General features: G+C 72.5%; 21 protein-coding genes. 5 read left to right on the forward strand and 16 right to left on the reverse strand.

Going from position 1 to position 23941, the window contains the following annotated elements:
• Positions 1–89: 89 nt before the first annotated feature.
• The 4 genes from ACWC9R_RS33170 to ACWC9R_RS33185 form a co-directional block, all read right to left on the reverse strand.
• On the reverse strand, positions 90–1187 hold the full coding sequence (locus ACWC9R_RS33170) for a YlbL family protein (protein WP_450737155.1): 1098 nt from the start codon (positions 1185–1187) through the stop codon (positions 90–92).
• Between the two features lie 132 nt (positions 1188–1319).
• Entirely contained in the window at positions 1320–1502 is a 183-nt protein-coding gene (locus ACWC9R_RS33175; protein ID WP_450737157.1) for a hypothetical protein, read from the reverse strand.
• Between the two features lie 302 nt (positions 1503–1804).
• Positions 1805–2284, reverse strand: a complete 480-nt coding sequence (locus ACWC9R_RS33180; protein ID WP_362604735.1) for a molybdenum cofactor biosynthesis protein MoaE — start codon at positions 2282–2284, stop codon at positions 1805–1807.
• 102 nt (positions 2285–2386) lie between these two features.
• Positions 2387–3538, reverse strand: coding sequence for an SDR family oxidoreductase (locus ACWC9R_RS33185; protein WP_450737159.1), 1152 nt, complete (start codon positions 3536–3538; stop codon positions 2387–2389).
• Between the two features lie 193 nt (positions 3539–3731).
• On the opposite strand from ACWC9R_RS33185, the gene ACWC9R_RS33190 reads away from it, so the two are divergent.
• Together ACWC9R_RS33190 and ACWC9R_RS33195 are read left to right on the forward strand one after the other, a co-directional pair.
• Positions 3732–5195 (forward strand): zinc-dependent metalloprotease, encoded by a 1464-nt coding sequence (locus tag ACWC9R_RS33190; protein ID WP_450737161.1) that lies wholly within the window; start codon positions 3732–3734, stop codon positions 5193–5195.
• The gene (locus tag ACWC9R_RS33195) at positions 5192–5722 is read left to right on the forward strand and encodes an NUDIX hydrolase (RefSeq protein WP_450737163.1); all 531 of its coding nucleotides are present in this window, start codon (positions 5192–5194) and stop codon (positions 5720–5722) included. The genes ACWC9R_RS33190 and ACWC9R_RS33195 overlap by 4 nt, the downstream gene beginning before the upstream one ends.
• A 79-nt stretch (positions 5723–5801) precedes the next feature.
• Here the strand turns inward: ACWC9R_RS33195 and ACWC9R_RS33200 are convergent, their stop codons facing one another.
• From ACWC9R_RS33200 to ACWC9R_RS33215, 4 genes are all read right to left on the reverse strand, one after another.
• The gene (locus ACWC9R_RS33200) at positions 5802–6560 is read right to left on the reverse strand and encodes an AIM24 family protein (RefSeq protein WP_450737164.1); all 759 of its coding nucleotides are present in this window, start codon (positions 6558–6560) and stop codon (positions 5802–5804) included.
• Positions 6561–6580: 20 nt separating this feature from the next.
• Positions 6581–7264 (reverse strand): AIM24 family protein, encoded by a 684-nt coding sequence (locus ACWC9R_RS33205; RefSeq protein WP_450737166.1) that lies wholly within the window; start codon positions 7262–7264, stop codon positions 6581–6583.
• Positions 7265–7278: 14 nt separating this feature from the next.
• On the reverse strand, positions 7279–9015 hold the full coding sequence (locus ACWC9R_RS33210; RefSeq protein WP_450737168.1) for a TerD family protein: 1737 nt from the start codon (positions 9013–9015) through the stop codon (positions 7279–7281).
• A 111-nt stretch (positions 9016–9126) separates the two neighbouring features.
• On the reverse strand, positions 9127–9753 hold the full coding sequence (locus tag ACWC9R_RS33215) for a M48 metallopeptidase family protein (RefSeq protein ID WP_450737169.1): 627 nt from the start codon (positions 9751–9753) through the stop codon (positions 9127–9129).
• A 188-nt stretch (positions 9754–9941) separates the two neighbouring features.
• On the opposite strand from ACWC9R_RS33215, the gene ACWC9R_RS33220 reads away from it, so the two are divergent.
• Together ACWC9R_RS33220 and ACWC9R_RS33225 are read left to right on the forward strand one after the other, a co-directional pair.
• A complete protein-coding gene (locus ACWC9R_RS33220) occupies positions 9942–11078 on the forward strand; it encodes a ThiF family adenylyltransferase (RefSeq protein WP_450737183.1) in 1137 nt (378 codons plus the stop codon).
• Between the two features lie 35 nt (positions 11079–11113).
• Positions 11114–12541, forward strand: a complete 1428-nt coding sequence (locus ACWC9R_RS33225; protein WP_450737171.1) for an ABC1 kinase family protein — start codon at positions 11114–11116, stop codon at positions 12539–12541.
• A gap of 93 nt (positions 12542–12634) precedes the next feature.
• Here the strand turns inward: ACWC9R_RS33225 and ACWC9R_RS33230 are convergent, their stop codons facing one another.
• From ACWC9R_RS33230 to ACWC9R_RS33250, 5 genes are all read right to left on the reverse strand, one after another.
• The gene (locus ACWC9R_RS33230; protein ID WP_450737173.1) at positions 12635–12832 is read right to left on the reverse strand and encodes a hypothetical protein; all 198 of its coding nucleotides are present in this window, start codon (positions 12830–12832) and stop codon (positions 12635–12637) included.
• A gap of 103 nt (positions 12833–12935) precedes the next feature.
• Positions 12936–13253: a hypothetical protein gene (locus ACWC9R_RS33235; RefSeq protein WP_362604754.1), complete on the reverse strand. Its 318-nt coding sequence runs from the start codon at positions 13251–13253 to the stop codon at positions 12936–12938.
• Positions 13250–13603: a WhiB family transcriptional regulator gene (locus ACWC9R_RS33240; protein ID WP_006603241.1), complete on the reverse strand. Its 354-nt coding sequence runs from the start codon at positions 13601–13603 to the stop codon at positions 13250–13252. The genes ACWC9R_RS33235 and ACWC9R_RS33240 overlap by 4 nt, the downstream gene beginning before the upstream one ends.
• Before the next feature lie 116 nt (positions 13604–13719).
• Entirely contained in the window at positions 13720–14046 is a 327-nt protein-coding gene (locus ACWC9R_RS33245) for a hypothetical protein (protein WP_362604756.1), read from the reverse strand.
• A 145-nt stretch (positions 14047–14191) separates the two neighbouring features.
• On the reverse strand, positions 14192–16492 hold the full coding sequence (locus ACWC9R_RS33250) for an ATP-dependent DNA helicase UvrD2 (RefSeq protein WP_450737176.1): 2301 nt from the start codon (positions 16490–16492) through the stop codon (positions 14192–14194).
• 409 nt (positions 16493–16901) lie between these two features.
• Here ACWC9R_RS33250 and ACWC9R_RS33255 point away from each other — a divergent pair, with 409 nt between their 5' ends.
• On the forward strand, positions 16902–17144 hold the full coding sequence (locus ACWC9R_RS33255) for a mycoredoxin (protein ID WP_362604760.1): 243 nt from the start codon (positions 16902–16904) through the stop codon (positions 17142–17144).
• A gap of 282 nt (positions 17145–17426) precedes the next feature.
• Here ACWC9R_RS33255 and nudC read toward each other — a convergent pair whose 3' ends face one another.
• The 3 genes from nudC to ACWC9R_RS33270 all read right to left on the reverse strand — a co-directional run bounded on the left by nudC (position 17427) and on the right by ACWC9R_RS33270 (position 23624).
• On the reverse strand, positions 17427–18362 hold the full coding sequence (gene nudC, locus ACWC9R_RS33260; RefSeq protein ID WP_450737178.1) for an NAD(+) diphosphatase: 936 nt from the start codon (positions 18360–18362) through the stop codon (positions 17427–17429).
• Positions 18363–18436: 74 nt separating this feature from the next.
• Entirely contained in the window at positions 18437–19837 is a 1401-nt protein-coding gene (locus tag ACWC9R_RS33265; RefSeq protein WP_450737180.1) for a dipeptidase, read from the reverse strand.
• Positions 19838–19847: 10 nt separating this feature from the next.
• Positions 19848–23624, reverse strand: coding sequence for a UvrD-helicase domain-containing protein (locus tag ACWC9R_RS33270; protein ID WP_450737182.1), 3777 nt, complete (start codon positions 23622–23624; stop codon positions 19848–19850).
• Positions 23625–23941 lie beyond the last annotated feature (317 nt).

The following is a 23941-nucleotide window of genomic DNA, read 5'->3' on the forward strand; positions in this document are numbered from 1 at the left end:
TATCGGGGCGACCCTCCGCCTTGCGATCGCACGCACCAGACGCCGCGGGGCCGCCCTTCGGGCGAACGACGGGAGTTTGACGACAGGTCCTAGGAGCGGCCTGCCGGGCTGCAGCTCGGGAGGCCGGCGGTGTCGCCCTTGCGGATCTTCTCCAGCGCCTTGACGGCGTCGCCTATGGTGCCGACCTTGACCAGGGTGAGCCCCTTGGGGGTGTCCTTGGCCGCCGCGCCACAGTTCTCCTTGGGCGTCAGGAAGAACTCCGCGCCCTTGTCGCGCGCACCGACCGTCTTCATCGAGATGCCGCCGATCGGGCCGACCTTGCCCTTGTCGTCGATGGTGCCCGTGCCGGCCACGAACTTGCCGCCGGTCATGTCCCCGGGCGTGAGCTTGTCGACGATGCCGAGCGCGAACATCAGCCCGGCGCTCGGGCCGCCGACGTCGGCCAGCTTGACGTCGATGGGGAACGGGAAGATGTGGTCCATCCCGGCCTGGATGCCCACGATGGCGCGGCCGTCGTCCGCCTTCTCCGTCGTGATCGCGATCTGCTTCCCGCCGGACTGCGGCTTCTTGCCCTGCTTCTCGGCCGCGGCCGCCTCCTTGGCGGGGATGATCGTGAAGACGGCCTTCTCGCCCGGCTTGTGGCGGGTGACGAGCTTGGCGACGTCGCCGGTCTCCTTGACCACCGTGCCGTCCACGGCCTTGATCACATCGCCCGCGTGCAACCGCCCGTCGGCGGGCTTGTCCTTGACGACGGAGCCGACGACGGTCTGGCCGGCGACCGGGAGGTGCAGCTGCCGGAGGGCGGCCGCCTTGGCGCTCTCCTGGGACTGGCTGAACTCCTCGGCGTTCTCCTGGTCGGCCTGCTCGGCGGTCTGCCCCTCGGGGTAGAGCGTCTTGTGCGGCACCACGGCGCTGTTGTGGTCGAGCCAGCCGTAGGCCGCCTCGAAGAGGTTCATCCGGTAGTCCGGGCCGGTGACCCGGACCGTGGTCATGTTGAGGTGACCGGTGGTCGGATACGTCTTGTGCCGGGAGATCTGCAGCACCGGCTCGCCGTCGTGGTCACCGAGAGTGTTGACCGTCGGCCCCGGGGACATCTCGGAGTACGGCACGGGGATCAGCACCCCTGCGCAGAGCAGCGCGATCAACATCAGGATCGAGGCGAGCAGCGTCGCGGTGCGGCGTGGCATGGAACGACAGTACGGGACGGGTATGACAACCGGCCCGCGGGGCCGTCCGTACGGCCCCGCACCCGACCATGGACAAGCGCCGCCCCGGAGGACGGCGCTCGCATCCGTTTGCCAACGGCGAATGGGCGAAAGTCAGACCGCATCCGAGGCAGGCTCGGGAACGGAATGCTCTTTCTCCATGGCGTCCCGGAACCGGGCATAGCCCGCGAGTTCCGCGACGTCCCCGGTTTTGCGATTCCGCAGGGCCCAGCTGCTCCACACCGCGGCAATCAGCCCGGCGCCAACCGGAATCAGCAACCAGAGGAGCGCACCCATCAGCGACCTCCCAACCCCTTGTACGACCGCGATCGACGAATAAGCAGATTAACCATCTGCCGGGTCAACGCTCATGCCAGGGGGCGGGTTACGCAACCGGAACTCAAGGCACCGGTTCGGCCTCCAGCCAGCGGGCCACCGCCCGCCCCGTCTGTTCTTCCGCCTGCCCGGAGAGCGCGCGCTTACGCACCCGGAAAACGGAGCCACCGGAAGCGGAGATTCCGAAAAGCGCTCCCCGGAAGAGAGGCTTACGCCCCGACCCTCCCGCCCGTCACCCGACCTCCACCCCCAGAAGACAGGGCTTACGCCCCGACCCATTCTTCGGTTCCGTCGGTGAACGTCTGGTGTTTCCAGATCGGCACCTCGTGCTTGAGGTCGTCGATCAGCCTGCGACAGGCCTCGAAGGCCTCGCCCCGGTGCGGGCAGGAGACCGCGACGACCACGGCCAGATCGCCGATGCGCAGATCGCCCACCCGGTGGACGGCGGCCAGCGCACGGACGGGGAAGTCGGCGATCACCTTCTCCGCGATCCGGCGCATCTCCGCCTCGGCCGTCGGGTGCGCGGAGTAGCCCAGGGCGTCGACGTCGGCGCCGTTGTCGTGCGAGCGGACCGTGCCGACGAACAGGGCCGTGCCGCCGGCCGCCGCGTCACCCACGGCCGCGAACACCTCGTCCACGGACAGCGGGGTGTCGCGGATCTCCAGGAGCCGGACCGGGTCCGCCGCGGCCCGCTCACCGGGGTGGTCGCGGCCGGGGGACGAAGGGGAGGGCGTGCCAGACATACCCCCATCGTGCCGTACCGCGACAGCCGCGGGAATGGCCGTATCCGCCGGTCCTCCGGGCCCCCGTATGGAGACTCCTCCAGCCCGGCGGGCCCGGCGGGCTCAGATGCGGCGGCGGGCCTTACGGGCGCGGCGCACCAGTGCGGCGGTGCCCAGGAGGGCGACGGTGGCGCCGGCGGCACCCGCGGCGGTGGCGTCCTTGCGGCCGAGCCTGCGCCCGGCGACGGTGTGGCGTCCGGCGACCTCTTCCAGGAGCTCGGCGAGGACCTCCTCGTTCGTCCAGTTCGGCCGCCAGCCCGCGTCGTGCAGCCGGCTGCCGCTGACCACCCACGGGTGCATCGTGTACGCGAGGTCCCCGGCGGGCGACGGCGTCAGGCCGATCCGGTGCAGCCGGGCCGCGGCGCCCAGGGCCACCGAGGACGGCAGCTCCATGCGCCGGATGCCGGACAGCTCCTCGACCTCCTCCTGCTCCAGCCAGCCGTCGCAGCCCACCGCCAGCTCGCCGTCGACCTTCTCCAGCGCGGCGAACTCCAGGGCGCTGACCAGGTCCTCGACATGGCAGAACTGCCAGGCGGGGCGGGAGCCGGCGACGACCAGGAGGCGGGGCGACTCGAAGTAGCGGGTCAGCGCGGTGTCGGTGCCGCCCACCAGGACGGCGGGGCGCAGCACGGTCACGTTCAGACCGGGGTGCGCGCGGGGCGCGCGGTGCGCCAGGTGCTCGATCTCCAGCAGGTCGCCGACCCCCGTGGCGTCCGCGGTGGCCCGCAGTTCGGCGTCCTCGGCCAGGGGAACGTCGTTGTCGGGCAGCGCCCCGTAGACCATGGCGGAGGTGCACAGCACCACCCGGTGCACACCGGCGGCCGCGGCGGCGGTGAGCACGGTCTGTGTGCCGCGCACGTTGTAGGCGGTGCGCGCCGCGTCGTCGGTCTCCAGGTCGAGGTCGAGCGCCAGGTGGACGACGACGTCCACGCCGCGCAGCTTGTCGGCGATGGCGGGGTCCCGCACGTCGAGGACGTGCCAGTGCGCCTCGGCGACGTCGCCGCGCCGCTCGTCGATGGCCACCACCTCCTTGACCTCGTCGGAGGCGACCAGGGCGCGGGTGAGCAGCGCCCCGACTCCGGACGCGGCTCCGGTGACGGCGATGACGGGCCGGCGCAGCGGCCGGTCCGTGCTGCCGCCTGCGGTATTGCCTGCCTTCTCGGTCTGTGCCGCAGCGTTTCGCGCTGCGCGAACGGTCGGATCTGGGGAACTCACCGGGCGTCTCCAGCGGTTGTCTTCAGTGCGAACGTGTGGTCATGCGTACGCACCAGGTGGCGTCCATCCTGCCGCAGCCACCGGGACAGCGAAGCACCGAGCCCCGAAGCGGTCCCGGGTGTCTACGCTGGAGGTGATGTCGGGCAGCCGCCGTCGGTCACCTGACCGGCGGCCCTACGAGCCGAGGAAACCCGTGAGTGACACCCCATTTGGATTCGGCCTTCCGCCGGAGGAGCCGGAGGACGGCGACAACGGCAAGAAGAAGGGCGGCCAGGGAGGTAGCCAGGGCCCCGCGGACCCCTTCGGGTTCGGCGGCGGGAGCGGCGGCGCGGACAATCCGTTCGCGGCGCTCTTCGGCGGCATGGGCGGCCCCGGTGGCGAGATGAACCCTGGCGACCTGGGAGCCGCCTTCCAGAAGCTCGGCCAGATGCTCTCCTACGAGGGCGGGCCGGTGAACTGGGACATGGCCAAGGACATCGCGCGGCAGACGGTCGCGCAGGGCGCCGAGGACGGCAGCAAGGACGCAAGCCTGTCGCCGGGTGAGCGCAGCGCGGTCGAGGAGGCCGTGCGGCTGGCGGACCTGTGGCTGGACGGTGTGACGTCGCTGCCGTCGGGCTCCGGCTCGGTGGTGGCCTGGAGCCGCGCCGAGTGGGTCGAGGAGACCCTCCCGGTGTGGAAGGACCTGGTCAACCCGCTCGCCGAGCGCGTCGGGGCGGCCATGGGCGATGTGCTGCCCGGGGAGATGCAGGCCATGGCGGGCCCGCTGCTCGGAATGATGCGCTCCATGGGCGGCGCGATGTTCGGCACCCAGATCGGCCAGGCGCTGGGCGTACTGGCCGGCGAGGTCGTCGGTTCGACGGACATCGGACTGCCGCTCGGCCCGGCCGGCAAGGCCGCGCTGCTGCCGGGGAACATCGCCGCCTTCGGCGAGGGCCTGGGCGTCCCGGAGGAGGAAGTGCGGCTGTATCTGGCCCTGCGCGAGGCCGCCCACCAGCGGCTCTTCGCCCATGTGCCGTGGCTGCGCTCGCATCTCTTCGGTGCCGTCGAGGGCTATGCGCGGGGCATCAAGGTCGACACGACCAAGCTGGAGGACGTGGTCGGCCAGATCGACCCGCAGCACCCCGAGGAGCTGCAGAACGCCCTTCAGCAGGGCATGTTCCAGCCCGAGGACACCCCGGAGCAGAAGGCGGCGCTGGCCCGTCTGGAGACCGCGCTGGCGCTCGTCGAGGGCTGGGTGGACGCGGTGGTGCACGCCGCCGCCAAGCCGCATCTGCCGTCGTCCGACAAGCTCCGTGAGACGCTGCGGCGGCGCCGGGCCAGCGGTGGCCCCGCCGAGCAGACGTTCTCGACGCTGATCGGTCTGCAGCTGCGTCCGCGGCGGCTGCGGGACGCCTCGCGGCTGTGGGCGTCGCTGACGGACGCCCGGGGCCTGGAGGGCCGCGACGGCCTGTGGGAGCACCCGGACATGCTGCCGACGGCGGCCGACCTGGACGACCCGGACGGGTTCGTGCACCACGAGCAGCCGGACTTCTCCGAGCTCGACAAGATGCTCGGCGAGGCCGCCAGCGGCGGGAAGCCGGACCTGGACAAGCCCGCCCGGGAGAGCGACGACCCGGACGAGACCCCCGGCGAGAGCAGGGGTGACGGCGACAAGTGAGTCTGCGCGAGGACGCGGCGCGGGTGCTCAAGGAGTGGCCCGCGCCGTCCCCCGAACAGGAACAGCTGCGGCTGACGTATCTGGATCACCTCGCCGCCCATGAGGACGGCATGTGGAAGCCCTGCAAGGACGGGCATCTCACGGCCAGTGCGCTGGTGATCGATCCGGCCGGCGGGCGGGTGCTGCTCACCCTGCACCGCAAGCTGGAGATGTGGCTGCAGATGGGCGGCCACTGCGAGCCGGAGGACGGCTCGCTGGCGGACGCGGCGCTGCGGGAGGCGCGGGAGGAGTCGGGGATCGCGCAGGGGCTGACGCTGCTGCCCGGCGGCCCGGTGCGGCTGGACCGTCATCACACGCCCTGCGCCTGGCATTTGGACGTGCAGTATGCGGCGCTGGCGCCCGCGGACGCGGTGGCGGAGATCAGCGACGAGTCGCTGGACCTGCGGTGGTTCGCCTACGACGAGGTGCCCGGCGTCGCCGACGGGTCGGTGCTGCGCCTGATGGAGCGCACCCGCGCGCTGCTCTAGACGGGCAGCGGCCGCGCTTCCGGCGCCCGTCCCTTCCCGGGGCGGGCGCCGGAAGCGTGTCTGCGGTGGGCCGGCGGGCTCAGTTGGTGAAGATGTTGCCCTGGTTCTGTCCCCGGGCGCCGTGCTGGCCCATGCCGAACTGGGCGGCCACACCGGAGCCGATGGCGGCGTTCTGCGGCGGCAGCAGCTCGCTGGGCTGGACGAGGACGTACCCCTGCCCGAGGAAGCTCAGCTCCCAGCCCTCTCCGGTGTTGCCGCGCCGGCGGAACACTCCCGAGGAGTGCGTCTGCGCCTGCATCTGGACGCGCAGCGAGGCGGACCAGGCGACCACCGCGTCGGCGTCGGCGTTGACGTACTTCTCGGGCGTGACCTGGAGCATCAGGGGCCGGCCGGAGGTCAGCAGGGCGACCTTGCCCCGTCCGGAGATGTTGAGCTGGTACTTGCCGGTGCCGGAGATGCCGTACTGGCTGTCGACGGAGACGACGTCCCAGTGGAGGCCGGAGTCCAGCGCCAGGACGTAGCTGCTGTCGATGGTCAGACCGTCGTGGTCGACGTCGACGACATGGACGTACTGGCCGAGGTTGGCCAGATAGACGGTGCCCTGCCCGGAGACGCGCATCAGGTCGAGGCCCTCACCGGAGTACGCGCGGGTCCGGTGCTGGCCCGGCGTCTGGTAGTTGCCGTCGAATTCGAGCATCCCCTGATAGGCGACCATCGTGCCCTTACGGGCGAGGACGTCCTCGTGGCCCTGGAGGGCGACGCGCAGCAGCTGGCTGTTCTGCAGGGCGTAGCGGTCCTGGGTCTGTGCCTCGGTGAAGGCGAAAAGCGGACTCTGCATGGCGTGTTCGGTCCTCCCCCTCAGCCCCGGGCCCGGAGCCGGTCGGTGCTGTCCTCGCTGGGCTGGACGACGACGAATCCCTGGCCGGAGAAGCCCAGTTGGTATGCCTCGCCGCTGCCGCGCCCGAACATCGAGGACGCCTTGAAGCTGCGCTTGCCCTTCATCTTCAGGTTGGTCGACCAGGCGACCAGGGCGTCCGGGTCCACATAGGTCTCGTCCTCGCCGCGGCCGCAGTCGACGACGAGGGGGGTGCCCCGGGAGGTCAGGGCGACCCAGCCGGTGCCCGAGATCTGGACGTTGAAGAGTCCCTGACCGGCGAACTTCGCCATGCCCTTGACGCGCTGCACGCCCCACTGGAGGTGGGCGTCGAGGGCGAGGAGGTTGGTGCCGTTGACGGAGAGCGCGTCGCCGTTGAGGTTGATGCAGACGACGTCGGCGCCGTAGTCGGCCAGGTAGAGCAGGCCGTCGCCGGAGCACTTCATCAGGGGCGCGCCTTCGCCGGTGAGCCACTGGGAGGCCATCTGGCGGACGGCGGGCGGGTTCGGCTCGTACTGGACGAAGCCTTCGTAGGCGACCATCGAGCCGGTGCGTGCGAAGACGTCCTGGCCGCTCTGCAGGGCGATCTTCACCATGGCGTTGCCGTGGTTCTCCATGCGGGCGGCGGGCGGGGTCGGGACATAGCCCGACAGCTGCTGCTGGTTCATGAGTGCGGGCTCCCTCAGACCTCGTAGGGCTGGACGACGATGAAGTTGCCGGGCGCACCGCGGAACTGGAGGTTCACGGTCTCCCCGGAGTGGCCCGGGTAAGCCTGCCGGCGCACGCTCACCTGGCTGGAGATGATCACCTGCGAGGCGGCGGACCAGGCCACGATGGCGTTGGCGTCGGCGAAGGTGGTCGGGGTGACCGGCAGCACGACCGGGGTGCCCTGGGTCTTGACGACGAGGGTGCCGGTCCCCTGGAACTGCATGGTGAACAGGGCGCCGCCGGGGATGCCGTGGCCCTCGATGCGGCGGACCTCGTGCTGCAGCGACTCGTCGAAGGCGAGGACGGCTTCGGCGGACACACAGATGGCGTCGCCCTGCAGCTCGATGGGGTGGACATGGGCGCTGTTCTCCGCGAAGAAGACCTGGCCCTGGCCGGTGCAGCGCATCAGCTGCATCTCCTGGCCGGTGGCGTTGCCGACGATCCGGCCGCGGAAGCCGGCGCCCTTGTAGCCGAAGTCGACCTTGCCCTGGTAGAGCACCATGCTGCCCTGGCGGGCGAGCACCGGCTGGCCGTCGACACCGAGGTCGACGCGGATCAGCTTCTCGTTCTGCGGCGTCCAGCGCTGCCCGGTGGGCGATTCCTTGTACTTGTCCAGTACGACACCGAGGCCGGGGCCGTCTCCCAGGGGCACGGCCGGTGCCTGGCCGCCGCCGTACGGGGCGCCCGGGGGCTGCTGTCCGGGCCGGCCGTAGGGGGCGGGCTGGGCCTGCGGGGGACCGTATCCGCCGGGCGGCGGCACGGGCTGCCCGTAGGGCGGTGCCTGCGGGGCCTGCTGGCCGGGGTGGCCGCCGGGTGCGGGCTGCGGCGTGCCGTACGCGTCCTGTCCGGGCGCCGGCTGGCCGTACGGGGCGGGCGGCTGCTGGGCGGGCACACCGGGTGGCGGGACCGGGCCGGCCGGCGGGGCCATCGGGGCGGCGAGGGTGGGCGCGTTGTGGACCTGCGGCTCGGTGGGCTGCGGGGGCTGCGGTGCGGCCGGGGGCGCTTCCTGCGGCACGCCCTGGGGCGGGCTCTGCGGCTGGCCCTGGGGCGGGCCGAACTCGGGGGCGGGCTGCGGGGCGGGGGCCGCGGCGGGCACCCCGAAGGCGGGTGCGGGGGCGGCCGGCCCGGACGGCGGAGCGAAGCCGGGCACGTCCTGGGCCGGGGCGGGCGGCGCCTCGGCCTCTTCGGCGACCTCGCCGCCGAAGTTCTTCAGCAGCGCCTCGAGGCCGCCGTCGAAGCCCTGGCCGACCGCGGCGAACCGCCAGACGTCCTTGAGGTAGAAGTCGCCGAGCATCACGGCGCGTTCGGTGCTGAACTCGCTGCCGGTGAAGGAGTAGCGGGCGACCTCTTCGCCGCCGGCCACGATCCGGAGGTAGCCGGGGCCGATCTGCGAGACCTGGCCGGCGCCGTCGAGCGCGGCGGTGAAGGACAGCTTCTGGATGTGCGGCGGGATCTTGTCGAGGGTGACCCGGAACGACTCGCTGTCGCCGGCCTGCGCGCCGAGCAGCTGGACCGACTCCTCGGGCGACGTGGGCTGGTTGAAGAAGACGAAGTACCGGTCGTCGGAGAGCCGCTCGTCGGCGTCCAGGCCGAAGCAGCTGATGTCGAAGGTCAGGCCGGGTCCGGCGATCTGCACACCGACGTACAGATCCGTTCCCGCCGTCAGATCACTGATCTTGGCCTTGTGGCCCCGCTGGAATTCCCTGGCCATACGTAACGCCCGTCCCCCGCTCCGGCTGTGAGTTCTCCTGAGCCGCCAGGCTAACCGCTGGCGCCGACAGCGGGCGATGCCGGGGCGCGGCGGATTCGTCCGGCCGCGCCCTCATTCGCCGCGGGCGACCGGCAACTGGGGCAGCCGGTCGGCCGCGACCACCCCTTCGAGGTAGCCACGGGCCCGTTCCGTACGGGGGTAGGGCTCCAGCAGCCGCCAGAACCGGGGGCCGTGGCCGGGGACCAGCAGATGGGCGAGTTCGTGCAGCAGGACGTAGTCGATGACGTACTCCGGCATGCCCTGGAGGCGGTGCGAGAGGCGGATGCTGCCCTCGGCCGGGGTGCACGAGCCCCAGCGGGTGTTCTGGTTGGTCACCCAGCGCACCGAGGCGGGGCGGGCCCGGCCGTCCAGGTACTGGCCGGACAGCCGCTCGGCGCGCTCGGCCAGCTCGCCGTCGCCCAGCATCCGCTTGCTCTCCTGGGCGGCGAGCTTGTCCAGCATGACGGTGACCCAGCGCCGTTCCTCCGCCTCGGACATACGGGCCGGAATCAGGACCACCGTGCGGTCGCCCTCGCGGTACGCGGAGACCGTGCGGCGCCGTCGTGAACTGCGGCGCACCTCGACGGCGCTGGTGCCCGGTCCGCGGGCCTCGGGGCCGGGGACGGCCCCGCGCGAGGTGTCAGCGGCGCGGCGCAGCGGGGTTTCCCCTGAGCCGTGGGCGGAAGGGTCGGCGGGCACGCGCCCGACGTTACCCGCTGGCGCGGCGGGAAGTCCCGCCCCGCGGTCGGTTCGCCATCGAACCACTCCATGGCGTGCACCGGTTGTACGACCATTGCCCACCGCCTGTGGATAACTTCCGCGCCGATCCGCCGCGGGGCGCATGCTGAGGGCCGGACGACGAACGACAGGGGGCGGAGATGCATCCGATGCTCAAGCCCGCGCTGCGGCGCGGATGGCGGGACCGGGAGACGGTGCGGTTCGGGGTGGCGCCGGCGCACGCGATGGTGGTGGGCCCGGTCGACACCGCGACCGGCAGCTTCCTCTCGCTGCTCGACGGCACCCGCACCATGCGGCAACTGGTCGAGGAGGCCGCGTTACTGGACCTCCCGCCCGAGCATGTGCGGGGCGTCGTGGACCGGCTCGGCGCCGCCGGACTGCTGGAGGCCCCCACCGCGGGCGGCCCGGCGGCCGAGGCCGTACGCACGGACCACGCCGCCTTCGAGCAGCTGCGGCCCGACCTGGCGTCCCTCTCGGTGCGGCATCCGGAACCGGCGGGCGCCCTGGGGCGGATGGGCGCGCGCCGGGCGGTCCGGGCCCGGGTCAAGGGATCGGGGCGGGTCGGTGCCGCGATCGCGGCGCTGCTCTCGGCCTCGGGGATCGGCCGGGTGGAGGTGTTCGACGGCGGCACGGTCCAGCCGTCGGACGTCCTGCCCGGCGGGCTGCCGGCCGAGCGGATCGGCGAACGGCGGCGCGCCGCCGCGCAACGGCTGGTTCAGCAGTCCTCCCCCTGGAGCCGCACCCCGCGGCCGAGGGGCCCGGTGAACGAATCGGGCGAACCCGGACTGTCGCTGGTGGTGCTCGCTCCACGGGACGGGCTCGGCGCGTACGCCCCCGACCCCGTGCTGTCCGAACCATTGCTCACCGCCGGAATCCCGCATCTTTACGCGGGGGTGATCGAGGGCACGGGTGTGGTGGGTCCATTGGTGCTACCCGGAGGTTCGGCCTGTGCCCGCTGCGACGAGCTGCGCCGTACGGACGCGGAGCCGGCCTGGCCGCGGCTGCTCGCGCAGTGGCGGTCGGGGCGTGGCGCACCCGCGGTTCCGGCCTGCGATGCCGCGCTGGCAACGATGGTCGCGGGGGTCGCCGCCGTCCAGGCGCTGGCGTTCCTCGACGGCGAACTCCCGCCGTGCACCGGAGCGCGGATGGAGCTGGCCGCGCCGTGTGCGGAGATGCGGACGGTGCGGATCGAGCCGCATCCGGACTGCGGCTGTGGTGCTGCCGCTCCGCCGGGTACGGCGGACACCTCGGCTCCCCGGCCGGAACACGCCACAATGACGGAGTAACCCCGGTAGGGGGACAGTGTGAGTTGGAGGGGCGCATGTCTGATCTTCCCCGCAAGGCGGTCACCCGCACCGCCAAGCTGGCCGCGCTGCCACTGGGGTTCGCCGGCCGCGCCACCTGGGGCCTGGGCAAGCGGATCGGCGGCAGATCCGCCGAGATCGTCGGCCGCGAGCTGCAACAGCGCACCGCGGAACAGCTCTTCAAGGTGCTCGGCGAGCTGAAGGGCGGGGCGATGAAGTTCGGGCAGGCGCTGTCCGTCTTCGAGTCGGCGCTGCCCGAGGAGATCGCCGGCCCGTACCGCGCCGCTCTGACCAAGCTTCAGGAGGCGGCACCGCCGATGCCGACGAGCACCGTGCACGCGGTGCTGGCCGAGCAGCTCGGCGAGGACTGGCAGGAGCTGTTCGAGGAGTTCGAGGACAAGCCGGCCGCGGCCGCGTCGATCGGACAGGTGCACCGGGCGGTGTGGCACGACGGCCGTGAGGTGGCCGTCAAGGTGCAGTACCCGGGCGCCGGCCAGGCACTGCTGTCCGATCTGTCGCAGCTGAGCCGGTTCGCCCGGCTGCTGGGTCCGCTGATCCCGGGCATGGACATCAAGCCCCTGATCACCGAGCTGCGCGACCGGGTGTCGGAGGAGCTGGACTACTCCCTGGAGGCGGAGGCCCAGCGGGCCCACGCCGAGGAGTTCGCCGACGACCCGGATGTGGTGGTGCCCGCCGTGGTCCACCAGTGCGACCAGGTGCTGGTGACCGAGTGGATGGAGGGCGTGCCGCTGTCCGAGGTGATCACGGACGGCACCGACGAACAGCGGGACCGGGCCGGCCAGCTGCTGGCGCGCTTCCTCTTCTCCGGCCCCGCCCGTACGGGCCTGCTGCACGCCGACCCGCATCCGGGCAACTTCCGGCTGCTGGGCGGGGACTTCCCGGACGGCCCGGTCGAGGAGTGGCGGCTGGGGGTGCTGGACTTCGGCACCGTCGACCGGCTCCCCGACGGGCTGCCGCCGACGATCGGCACCTCACTGCGGATGACGCTGGACGGCGAGGCGGACGTCATCTACCAGCTGCTGTGCGAGGAGGGCTTCGTGAAGGAGTCCATCGAGCTGGACCCGGACGCGGTGCTGGAGTATCTGCTGCCGATCATCGAACCCGCGCAGGTGGACCAGTTCACCTTCACCCGGGGCTGGATGCGGCAGCAGGCGGCCCGGATCGGCGACCCGCGCTCACCCGCCCACCAGTTGGGCAAGCAGCTCAACCTGCCGCCCGCGTACCTCCTGATCCACCGTGTGACCTTGAGCACGATCGGGGTGCTGTGCCAGCTGGGGGCGACAGTGCGACTGCGTGACGAACTGGAGGCATGGCTGCCCGGCTTTGTACCCGAGGAGGAACCGGCCGGCTCGGAGCTCGCCGGCTTCGGCCCGGTCGTCGACGCGGACATCAGGGAGGAGGCCGTCGAGGAGTCCAGGGCCTGAGCCCGCCCGCCGGCCCGCGCCGCCGCGGCCGCCGTCCGCTCGGCCGGAGCGGCCGCGACGACCCCGGGCGCACCGGCCCCGGCGCGGAGGGTCTCACCACCAGCTGGAATCCAGGCGTCCCTCGATGGCCCGGATGTTCTCCCGCGCGCAGCTGTCGCAGAAGTAGCGGCGCTCACCGTTCTCGACGGAGCAGGTCCAGGTCGGCGGGGTGCCCTCGGCCACCGCACCGCAGCCGGCGCACACCCTGCTCCGCCCGGCCAACTCCGCCTGTTCACGCGTCTTCTGGTCCACCGTCCGACGATATCCCCGTCAACCACAGGAACCGGGACACAACGCACCACGGGGCCCGCCCTGTCGGACGGACCCCGTGGTGAACGGCATCAATGTGGCGCCGTTACTGCATCACCGCCATGGCCAGCGCACGCCGGGCACGCAGCGAGGCGCGCTCGGCGCGGCGCTGCATGCGCCGCGCGGCAGCGAGCCGGTGCGCCCTGCGCTCCGACTCGGCCTGCCGGAGGCGTTCGTGCATATGAGCACGCGCCAGGGCTTCTGGGATGAGTTGCATGGCGTGGTTCCTGTTCTGACGCGACCCGATCGCGTCGGTGTTCACGGGGACGGGTGTGTCGGTGAAGGTGGGGTTCATCGTGTGGTCCTGCTTCTGGGGGTCCCGGGTGAGGGGACGGTCGATCGTTCCTGTGCTGAGGGTGTTCATGCCGAGACCGGGTTCTTGCGCGGGCGGCCACGCGGACGCTTCCGGGGCACGACGACGCCCTGGACGAAGAGCTCGCCGCCCCAGACGCCCCACGGCTCGCGGCGGTCTTTGGCACCGGCGAGACAGGCCTCGCGGACCGGGCAGGTCTGGCACAGCGTCTTGGCGTACTCGACGTCGGCCGGGGACTCGGCGAAGAAGACCTCCGGGTCGTAGGTACGGCACGGAACGGCAGCGCCGAGGCGGTCGATCTCGTCGTCGAGCTCGGTGAGGGGCAGCAAGGAGTTCTCCTGGGGGTCGGGCGGAGGGATCAGGTCGGTTGCGACGGACGGGGTGTGCGTCTGGAGTTGCACGGTGGTGTGTTCCTCGTCTGTTCGGCCGCTGGTGGCGGGCGTTGGGGCAAACAAAAGGGCCGCGGATCCCGGTGTGGGTTCCGCGGCCCTGGAAGGTGCCGACCTGATCGTGCCGATCAGGCTGGATCTCTCCAGGGTTCGAGGCCGCGGTAGGCCCACATCTCATGCTGCTTCTGGTACTGCTTCCGGGATTCGGCACCGTTGGCCGCCAGGAAGGCAAAGGCATTCGCCGCTGCCGCCACTGCTGCTGCCGCAGGTGCCTCGGTCGGTCGCGCGGTGCGCTCGCTGCGCGTCAGCACAGCGAGGGACTCGGGGCGCGCGACCTCGGTACCGGACAGGCGGCCGAAGCCGGACAGACCGGTACCAGGAAGCGAGGAGCCGAGCGTGCAGGTGGCGACGACCGAGAGATCGGTCATTTTGTTCGTCTCGATAATGCTGATCACTGGGCTCGCCTCCTCTCGGCGTCTCGGTGGACCGGGAATCCCGTTCCAGGGTGTTCAAGTACAGCACGGACCCATCGGATCTCGGAAAGAATCCGTTGTCTCCGTTGCTTCTGAAGGCTATGGGGCGGTGCTCCGCGGGCGCAAACTATTTTTCCGACGAGTTTTCCGCGGCGCCTCCGGGCCCCTCCTCCTCGACCCCCGCGAGCTCCTCGCCGGCACAGATTGCCAGCACGTCACTGCCGTAGCGGTCGAACTTCCGCCGCCCCACTCCTGAGATGACCGCAAGCTCCGATTCGGTTCCCGGAACGGCCTCGGCGATCGCCATCAGTGTCTTGTCGGTGAAGACGCAGTACGCGGGCTGCCGGGAGCTCGCGGCCTGCTCGGCCCGCCACTCGCAGAGCCGCTCGTAGAGCGCCTCGTCCAGCTCCGAGGGGCAGTCCTCACACCGCATCAGCTTCATCTCACCCGCGTCGGTGAGCGTCCTGTTGCAGACCCGGCAGCGGGCCGGGCTGCGGTGCCTGGAGCGCCGGGCCGCCGTGGCCGCCCCGTCGCCGCGCTCGACGCCACCGGAGACCGTGCCCGGGGTGCGGCGGCCCGCCACCGCCCCGGAGCCCGGCCGCAGACCGCTCAGGAACCGGCTGGCGCGGCGGGAGGCCCGCCCGCCCGGAGAGCGCGCCAGCGACCAGGACAGCCCCAGATGCCGCCGGGCGCGGGTGACACCGACATACAGCAGCCGACGCTCCTCCTCTATCTGCTCGTCGGTCCTGGCGTAGGTGATCGGCATCATGCCTTCGGTGAGACCGACCAGGAAGACGGCGTCCCACTCCAGGCCCTTGGCGGCGTGCAGGGACGCGAGGGTCACGCCCTCGACCGTCGGGGCGTGCTGGGCGCTGGCGCGCTCGTCCAGCTCGGCCACGAGGTCGGCGAGGGTGGCAGCGGGCCGGGCCGCGGCGAAGTCCTCGGCGAGCCGCACCAGGGCCGCCAGGGACTCCCAGCGGTCGCGCACCGCCCCGGAACCGGCCGGGGGCCGGCTGGACCAGCCCATGTCACTGAGCACCGCCCGCACCTCGGACGGCAGGTCCAACGCCTCGTCGAGCAGCGCGTCGTTGGCCCCGAAGCGGGCGGCGCCCCGCAGCTTGACGCCGGCCTCGCGTACCTCCGGCCGCTCGAAGAACCGCTCGGCTCCCCGCAGCAGATACGGCACACCCACGTCGGCCAGCGCCTGCTCATAGATCTCGGACTGGGCGTTGACGCGGTACAGCACGGCGATCTCACCGGCGGACACACCGGAAGCGATCAGGTCACGAATCCGGCGGGCGGTGCCCTCGGCCTCGGCAGGCTCGTCGGCGTACTCCGTGTACACGGGCTCGGGGCCCGCCTCCCGCTGCGAGACCAGCTCCAGGCGGTGCTCGGCGGCGCGGCCCCGGGCCTGGGAGAGCAGGCCGTTGGCGAGGTGCACCACCTGGGGGCTGGAGCGGTAGTCGCGGACGAGTCTGACGACCGTGGCGTTCGGGTGGCGGGTGCGGAAGTTGAGGAGGTGGTCGGGGGTGGCGCCGGTGAAGCTGTAGATCGTCTGGCTGGCGTCGCCCACCACGCAGAGGTTGTCGCGGTCCCCCAGCCACAGCTCCAGCAGCCGCTGCTGGAGCGGGCTGACGTCCTGGTACTCGTCGACGACGAAGTGCTGGTACTGCGCACGGACCTGTTCGGCGATGTCGTGCCGGTCCTGCAGCACACCGACCGTGAGCAGCAGGACGTCCTCGAAGTCGATGCTGCCGCGGTCGCGCTTGAGCTGTTCGTACGTGCCGTAGATCTGCCCGACCTCGGCCGGGTCGCGCGGCGCCTCACGGCCGGCCTTGGCGACCGCCGCCGGGTAGTCGGCCGGGACTGTCTGGGTGACCTTGGACCACTCGATCTCGGCCGTGACATCGCGCAGCTCGTTGCGGTCGAGCCGGATACGGCAGCGGGCGGCGGCCTCGGCGACGAGCTGGATCTTGCGCTCCAGCAGCCGCGGGACCTCACCGCCGACGGCCTTCGGCCAGAAGAACTGGAGCTGCCGCAGGGCCGCCGAGTGGAACGTCCTGGCCTGGACCCCGCCCGCGCCGAGCTGACGCAGCCGGCCGCGCATCTCCCCGGCCGCGCGGGCCGTGAACGTGACGGCGAGCACACTCGCGGGCTGCAGAATCCCGGCCCGTACCCCGTAAGCGATCCGGTGGGTGATCGCGCGGGTCTTGCCCGTGCCGGCACCGGCCAGCACGCACACCGGACCGTGCAGAGCCGTCGCGACCTCGCGCTGCTCGGGGTCGAGCCCGTCGAGCACCCCGTCGGCCGAGTCCGGCACCCGCGGGAAAAGAGAGGAGTCCGTTGCTGCTGTCACCCCGCCATGCTGCCAGGTCCGCCGTGACACCCGGGAAGCCTGTCCACAGCCGCCGGGGCCGGTCGTACGCATTCGGCGCCCTGTGGACAACGGCGGGCACGCGGCCGCGGCGGGTGCTGTGATGGGTCTCGGCGGACCGGAAGGAGCGCGACGGCGGGAGGAGAGCGGAGGGAGAGCAAGGGGAGTGGACGGGAGGACGCGGGGACGCGGCCCGCGGGAGGAAGGGGTGAGGCGGCGGGGCTGGGGATGGCTTTGGTCGGTGGGGTTGGGAGGTGGGGAGGGGCGGGGGGCGGGGGGCGGGGTCCCCCCGGTAGGCGACTCAAGGCTCAGCGGCAACGGCGGGAGAAGCTCCCCATCTCTGTGACCAGCCGCTCATAGGCGTCGGGAATGGCTGAGGGGTGCCGTGCGTTGAGTTGCTTGGCCGCGCCGGGTACGGATGCGGTGGTACCGGATCAAGACCTATCGAAGGAGCGCGGGGCGCATGGCGGGCACTGTGACGATGTACAGCACGACCTGGTGCGGTTACTGCCGTCGGCTGAAGGGCCAGATGGACCGCGAGGGCATCGCGTACACCGAGATCAACATCGAGCACGACCCGGAGTCCGCGGCGTTCGTGGAGAAGGCGAACGGCGGCAACCAGACGGTGCCGACCGTGCTGTTCCCCGATGGTTCGACGCTGACCAACCCGTCCCTGGCGCAGGTCAAGGAGAAGGTCGGGGCCTGAGCTCCGGATGCCTCCGCGTGATCAGCTCGGAGGGCCGTCGGCCGGCCCGCCCAAGGGTTCCGGCCGGCGGCCCTTTCGCTGCCGCGCCGCCGACGGGGCACCCTGCGGTACCTCACGAAACGCCCCCGGCATCACACCCGTCGCGTCCTCGTGACATCAGCGCAGCACGGCACGGCAAGCACAGCCACCACCCGTAGCCAGGCGCAGCGCCCCGCCAAAGCCGGGCGCCCGGCCCCCCGTAGCCAACCGCAGCGAGCCCCCCAGCCGGACCGCGCCGCCCCCTCACGGCTTAGGCAGTGGCTTCCCGTACCAGAGTTCGATGAGGCGGGCGGCGATGGAGATGCCGTACGGCGGGAGGACCTCGCCGGATTCGAAGGCGGCGCGCAGGTCCTCGCGGGAGAACCAGCGGGCCTCCTCGATCTCCTCGCCGTCGACCTGGATCTCGGAGGAGGTGGCGCGCGCCATGAAGCCGAGCATGAGGCTGGAGGGGAAGGGCCAGGGCTGGCTGGCGATGTACTCGACGTCGCCGACGACGACGCCGGCCTCCTCGTAGACCTCGCGGGCCACCGACTGCTCGATGGACTCCCCCGGCTCGACGAAGCCCGCGAGGGTGGAGAAGCGGCCCTCGGGCCAGTGGACCTGGCGGCCGAGGAGTGCGCGGTCCTCCTCGTCGGTGACGAGCATGATCACGGCCGGGTCGGTGCGCGGGTAGTGCTCGGCGCCGCAGGCCGGGCAGCGGCGGATGTGGCCGGCGGCGGCGATGACGGTGCGTTCGCCGCAGCGTGAGCAGAAGCGGTGCAGCCGCTGCCAGTTCTCGAGGGCGACGGCGTGGACGAGGAGGCCGGCGTCGCGGGGGGAGAGCAGCAGGCCCGCCTCGCGCAGGCCCGCCGGGCGCGCGGACTGGTCCATGCGGCCGGGCAGCGAGTCCTTCTGGAGGGCGAAGTAGCTGACGCCCTCGTCGTCGGTGCCGAGGTAGTAGCGGTGTGCCTCGGTGAGCGGCGCCTCGAAGGACGGCGTCATGATCAGCTCGGTGCGGCCGTCGGGGGTGTCGTCGATCAGTGCCTGGCCGCCGGACACCACGAAGACCCGCGTCGTCGGGTGGCTCCAGGCCGCCGCCAGCCATGCCTCGTCGAGGCGGTGATGGGCGGAGCGGTCGATGCCGCTCGGCGCGCTGAAGGTGATCGGCCGGTCGGCGCTGTGGTCGGTCCAGGTGGTCACTGCTGTTTCCAACTCCCCCTGTGGCGTGGGTGATTGCTGCGTACGGGCGCGGGTCGGTGCGGCGGTGCGGGCGGTCAGGCCGGGCGCCAGGTCTCCGCCAGGTCGCCCCACAGGTGGGCGGCGGTCTCGACGCCCTTCATCAGCAGGTCGAGTTCGACCTTCTCGTTCGGTGCGTGCCAGCCGTCGGACGGGATGGAGATGCCGAGGAAGAGGACCGGGACGCCGAGGACGTCCTGGAGGTCGGCGGCCGGCCCGGAGCCGCCCTCGCGGGTGAAGCGGATCTTCTGGTCGAAGGCCCGGCCCATGGCGCGGACGACGGACTGGAGCGCGGGGTGGTCGAGCGGGGTGAGGCAGGGGCGGGTGGCGCCCCAGAAGGTGATCTCGTGGCGGATGCCGGCCGGGAGGCTCGCGGCGACCCAGTCGCGTACGGACTGCTGCACGGCGTCCGCGTTCTGGCCGGCGACCAGCCGGAAGGACAGCTTGAGCTGTGCGGTGGCGGGCACGATGGTCTTGCCGCCGGGGCCCTGGTAGCCGCCGCCGATGCCGTTGACCTCGGCGGTGGGGCGGGCCCAGATGCGTTCCAGGGTCGTGCTGCCGGCCTCGCCGAGGGTGGCGTGGGAGTGCGCGGTGCGCAGCCATTCCTCCTCGTCGAAGGGGAGCTCGGCGAGGAGTTCCCGTTCGCGGCCGGTGAGTTCGATCATGCCGTCGTAGAAGCCGGGGACGGTGACGCGGCGGTCGGTGTCGTGCAGGCCGGCGGCCAGCCGGGCGGCTTCGGTGGCGGGGTTGGGGACGGCGCCGCCGAACGATCCGGAGTGGATGTCCTGGTCGGGGCCGTAGAGGTCGATCTGGCAGTCCGTCAGGCCGCGCATGCCGGTGCAGACCGTGGGGGTGTCCTTGGACCACATGCCGGTGTCGGAGACGATCACCGCGTCGCAGGCGAGGCGGTCGGCGTGCTTCTCGATCAGGGCGGGGAAGTTCGGTGAGCCGGACTCCTCCTCGCCCTCGATCAGCAGCTTGAGGTTGACGGCGGGGGCGGTGCGGCCGGTGGCCGCGAGGTGGGCCCGCACGCCCAGGGTGTGGAAGAAGACCTGGCCCTTGTCGTCGGCGGCGCCGCGGGCGTAGAGCCTGCCGTCGACGGTCTGCGGCTCGAAGGGGTCGGTGTGCCAGCCGTCCTCGCGGGCGGCGGGCTGGACGTCGTGGTGGCCGTAGACGAGCACGGTCGGCGCGGACGGGTCGCCGGAGGGCCATTCGGCGAAGACGGCGGGCAGGCCGTCGGTCTCCCAGATCTCGGCGGTCGGGAAGCCGGTGTCGGTGAGCTTTGCGGCGAGCCAGGCGGCGCTGCGGCGTACGTCGCCGGCGCGCTCGGGGTCGGCGGACACCGAGGGGATGCGCAGCCAGTCGGCGAGGTCCGCGAGGAAGGCCTCGCGGTGGAGGGTGAGGTACGCGCGGACGGCGCTGTCCGGGGTTGTGCTCATACGACCGAGCCTATCGGCCTTCCGGGGGAGGACGGTCGGCGGTCTCGCCGAGCAGGATGCGTTCGAGCCCGGCCCGGCCGGGGAGCCGGGCGGGTCTGACCACCTCGCCGCTGCGGACGTGGAGGAAGACGGCGTCGACGGCGGCCGGCTCCAGGCCGTACCGCTCGGCCCAGGCGAGGCGGTAGACGGCCAGCTGGAGGGGGTCGGCGGTGTGGGCGGGGCCGGTCTTCCAGTCGACGATCTCGAAGCGGTCGCCGTCGGGGCCGGGCTCCTTGTAGACGGCGTCGATCCGGCCGCGGATCGTCCGGCCCGCGAGGGTCAGCTGGAAGGGGGCCTCGACCCGGTAGGGGGTGCGGTGGGCGTAGGGGGTACGGGCGAAGGCTTCCTTGAGGGTGTCGAGGTCCTGCTCGTCGACGATCTCGGTGTCCTCGCCCGGTTCGGCGCCCGGGAGTTCGTCGGGGCCGAGCATCGGGAGGGTGAGTTCCTCGAAGCGGGATTCGACCCAGGCGTGGAAGCGGGTGCCGCGGCGGGCGCCGGGCTGGGGCGGGCGCGGCATGGGGCGGGCGAGTTCGCGGGCGAAGCCGTCCGGGTCGGCGGCGAGGCGGAGGAGCTGGGTGGCGCTGAGGGCGGACGGCAGGGGGACGTCGCGGACGGTCGCGCGGGAGCGGCGCAGCTCGGCGGCGAGGGCGTCCAGGTCGCGGTCCCAGGAGCCGACGGTGCGGCGCTCTTCGGGGAGGAGGGTGTGGGGGGCGGTGTCGTCGGGGTCGCCTGCGTCGGCCGGGTGGGCCGTGGTGGCCGGGTCGGTGAGCTCGGGCTCGGTGGTGCGCTGGGCGACGATGCGGGGGCGGGGTCCTGACCGGTCCGCCGCGGGGTCGTCGAACGGGCCGGGTGCGCGTGGGCCGGCTTCGCGTGGGCCGGGTTCGGACGGCCCGGCTTCCGGTGGCCTGGATTCCAGCGGGTCGGCTCCGAAGGCGTCGCCGGCAAACGGGTCGCCGGCAAACGGGTCCGCGTCGAACGGGTCGGCTTCGGGGACGCCGTACAGCGGCCCGTCGCCGTACAGCGGCCCGTCGTCATACGGCGGCGCCTCACCCTCCAGCGGCGCCGCCTCGTACGGCTCCCCCTCCAGGAGGGCGAGCGCGTCGGCCTCCGCGAGGTCGTACGGTCCCGTCTCCCAGGTGTCGTCCGGCGGGGGCGGGGGCCAGTCCGGGTCGTGGGCGGGCCGTGCGGAGGGGGCGGGGGCGGCCGGGTCCTGGGTGGTGCGGCGTTCCAGGTGGGCGCGGACGGTGGTGGCGGCGGCGCGGCGGCGGGCGGTGGCGGTGGGGTCGAGGGGCAGGGGCCAGGCCTGTTCGGTGGCGGCCTCGGTGAGGGCGGGGTTCTCCTCGCCGTCCTCGGGGGCCTCGGCCCAGTGCTCGATCTCGCCGTGTCCTGCTTCGCAGTGCGTGCGCAGTGCGTCCAGGAAGACGGACGGGCCGCGTGGCCGCTTCTGCTGGGGGCCCCACCAGTGGCCGGAGCCGAGCAGCAGGGAGCGGGGGCGGGTGAAGGTGACGTAGCCGAGGCGGAGTTCCTCGGTTTCCTGGTGGTGCTTCATCGCCTCCTTGAAGGATTTCAGGCCGCGGGCGGTCCATTCCTCCACGTCGGGGAGGGTCGCGGCGTCGCCGCGCAGGGCGTGCGGGAGGACCTTGGGGCGGCTGGTCCAGGACTCGCGGGCCTGTTCGCTGGGGAACTGCTTGCCGACGAGGCCGGGTACGGCGACGACGTCCCATTCCAGGCCCTTGGACTTGTGGGCGGTGAGCACCTTGACGGTGTTGTCGCCTCCGGGGAGGGAGCTGTCGAGGCCCTTCTCGTGCTGGACGGCGGTGCGCAGAAAACCGAGGAAGGCGAGGAGGGTGGCGTCGCCGTCGAGGGATTCGCCGCCCTGTTTGGCGGCGAATCCGGCCGCGATGTCGAGGAAGGTGCCGAGGGTTTCGCGGCGGCGGGCGGCGAGGGCGTGCGGGGACGCGGACAGTTCGACTTCCAGGCCGGTGGCGGCGAGTACCCGGTGGAGGACGTCCATGAGGGGGTCGCCGAGGGAGCGGCGCAGGTCGCGGAGTTCGGTGGCGAGGTAGGCGAAGCGGACGCGTGCCTCGGGGGAGAACGGGAGGCCGTCGTCGGGTCCTTCGGCTTCCAGGAAGGTGTCGAGTGCGTCGGCGAGCGAGACGGTCTCGGCGGGGTCGACGCCTTCGACGGCCGCGGCGAGGCGCTGTGCGGGGTCGTCGGAGGGGCCGCCGTGGTGGACGAGGGTGCGGGCGCGGCGGCCGAGGAGTGCCAGGTCGCGGGGGCCGATCCGCCAGCGGGGGCCGATCAGCAGACGGACCAGGGAGGCGTTGGCGGTGGGGTCCTGGAGGACTTCGCAGACGGCGACGAGGTCGGCGATCTCGGGGAGGTGCAGCAGCCCGGAGAGGCCGACGACCTCGACGGGGATGTCCCGGGCGACCAGCTCGCCCTGGATGCGGGCGAAGTCGCCGGCGGTGCGGCACAGCACGGCGATCTCGCCGGGCGGGGTGCCGGTGCGGACGAGGTGGGCGAGGGAGTCGGCGAGCCAGGTGAGCTCTTCGGCGTGGGTGGGCAGCAGGGCGCAGCGGACGACGCCGTCGCGCTCGGCGCCGGGGGCGGGGCGCAGGGCCTCGACGCCCTGGTGCATCCGGCGGAGCGGGGCGGCGAGGCCGTTGGCGAGGTCGAGGAGGCGGCCGCCGCTGCGGCGGTTCTCGCTGAGGGCGTACCGGCGGGCGGGGGTGCCGTCCTGGAAGGGGAAGTGGTCGGGGAAGTCGTCGAGGTTGGCCACGGAGGCGCCGCGCCAGCCGTAGATGGCCTGGCAGGGGTCGCCGACGGCGGTGACGGCGTGCCCGGTGACGGTGTCGCTGCCGGCGCCGAAGAGGCCGGAGAGCAGCAGGCGCTGGGCGACGGAGGTGTCCTGGTACTCGTCGAGCAGGACGACGCGGAATTCGTCGCGGAGGATGCGGCCGACTTCGGGGCGGGTGGTGGCGAGGGTCGCGGAGTGGGCGATCTGGTCGCCGAAGTCGAGCAGGTCGCGGCGGCGCTTCTCGTGGCGGTAGGCGGTGACGAGGTCGAGCAGTTCCTGGCGGCCGCGGGCGGTTTCGGGGGCTTTGCGCAGGTCGGCGTTGGTGAGTTTCACGCCGTCGAGGGCGGCGAGGAGCTCGCTGTCGTAGGCGTGGAGCGCGGCGGGGTCCACGAGGTGTTCGGCGAGTTCGGCGTCCAGGGCGAGGAGGTCCTCCACGAGGGAGGGCAGGGAGGTGGTGAGCGCCGGGTAGGGGCCGGGGGCGGCGCGCAGGGTACGGGCGGCGAGCTGGAAGCGGGTGGCGTCGGCGAGGAGCCGGGCGCTGGGTTCCAGGCCGATGCGCAGGCCGTGGTCCTTGAGGAGCTGGCCGGCGAAGGCGTGGTAGGTGGAGATCCGGGGTTCGCCGGTGGGCTGGTCGGGGTCGCCGGTGGCGGGCGGGAGGGCGTCGGGGTCGGTGATGCCGGCGGCGAGGAGGGCGGCCCGCACGCGTTCGGCGAGTTCGCCGGCGGCCTTGTTCGTGAAGGTCAGCCCGAGGACCTGTTCGGGGGCGACCTGGCCGGTGCCGACCAGCCACACCACGCGCGCTGCCATGACCGTGGTCTTGCCGGAGCCGGCTCCGGCCACGATGACCTGCGGGGCGGGCGGGGCGGTGATGCACTCCGTCTGCTCCGGGGTGAACGGGATGCCGAGCAGCTCCTTGAGCTGCTCGGGGTCGGTGAGGCGCGCTGACACAACGAGAACGGTAACGGCGGCCACTGACAATCCGCTGTGCTGGGCTTGTTTCCCACGTTTCCGGCTTTCCCGCCGTGGGGGTTTCTCACCGTGGCGCCTGCGGCGGGCGGGTGGGTGTCGGGTGCGGTGACGGTGAGTGGGGGCGAGCGTCCGTAGGGCGTTTTACTGCTCTCCACAGCGTGCACCGGACCAGCCGGATAAGCCCCCACCCACCGTTTTCCATCCCCCAACGGGAGGGGACGGGTCGGAGCGGGTGGGGTGTGCCGGACGTAAAGCGAAGCAGTCCGGCACACCCCGCCCCCCGCGAACCCGCACCC

The organism is Streptomyces sp. NPDC001219 (assembly GCF_053597915.1).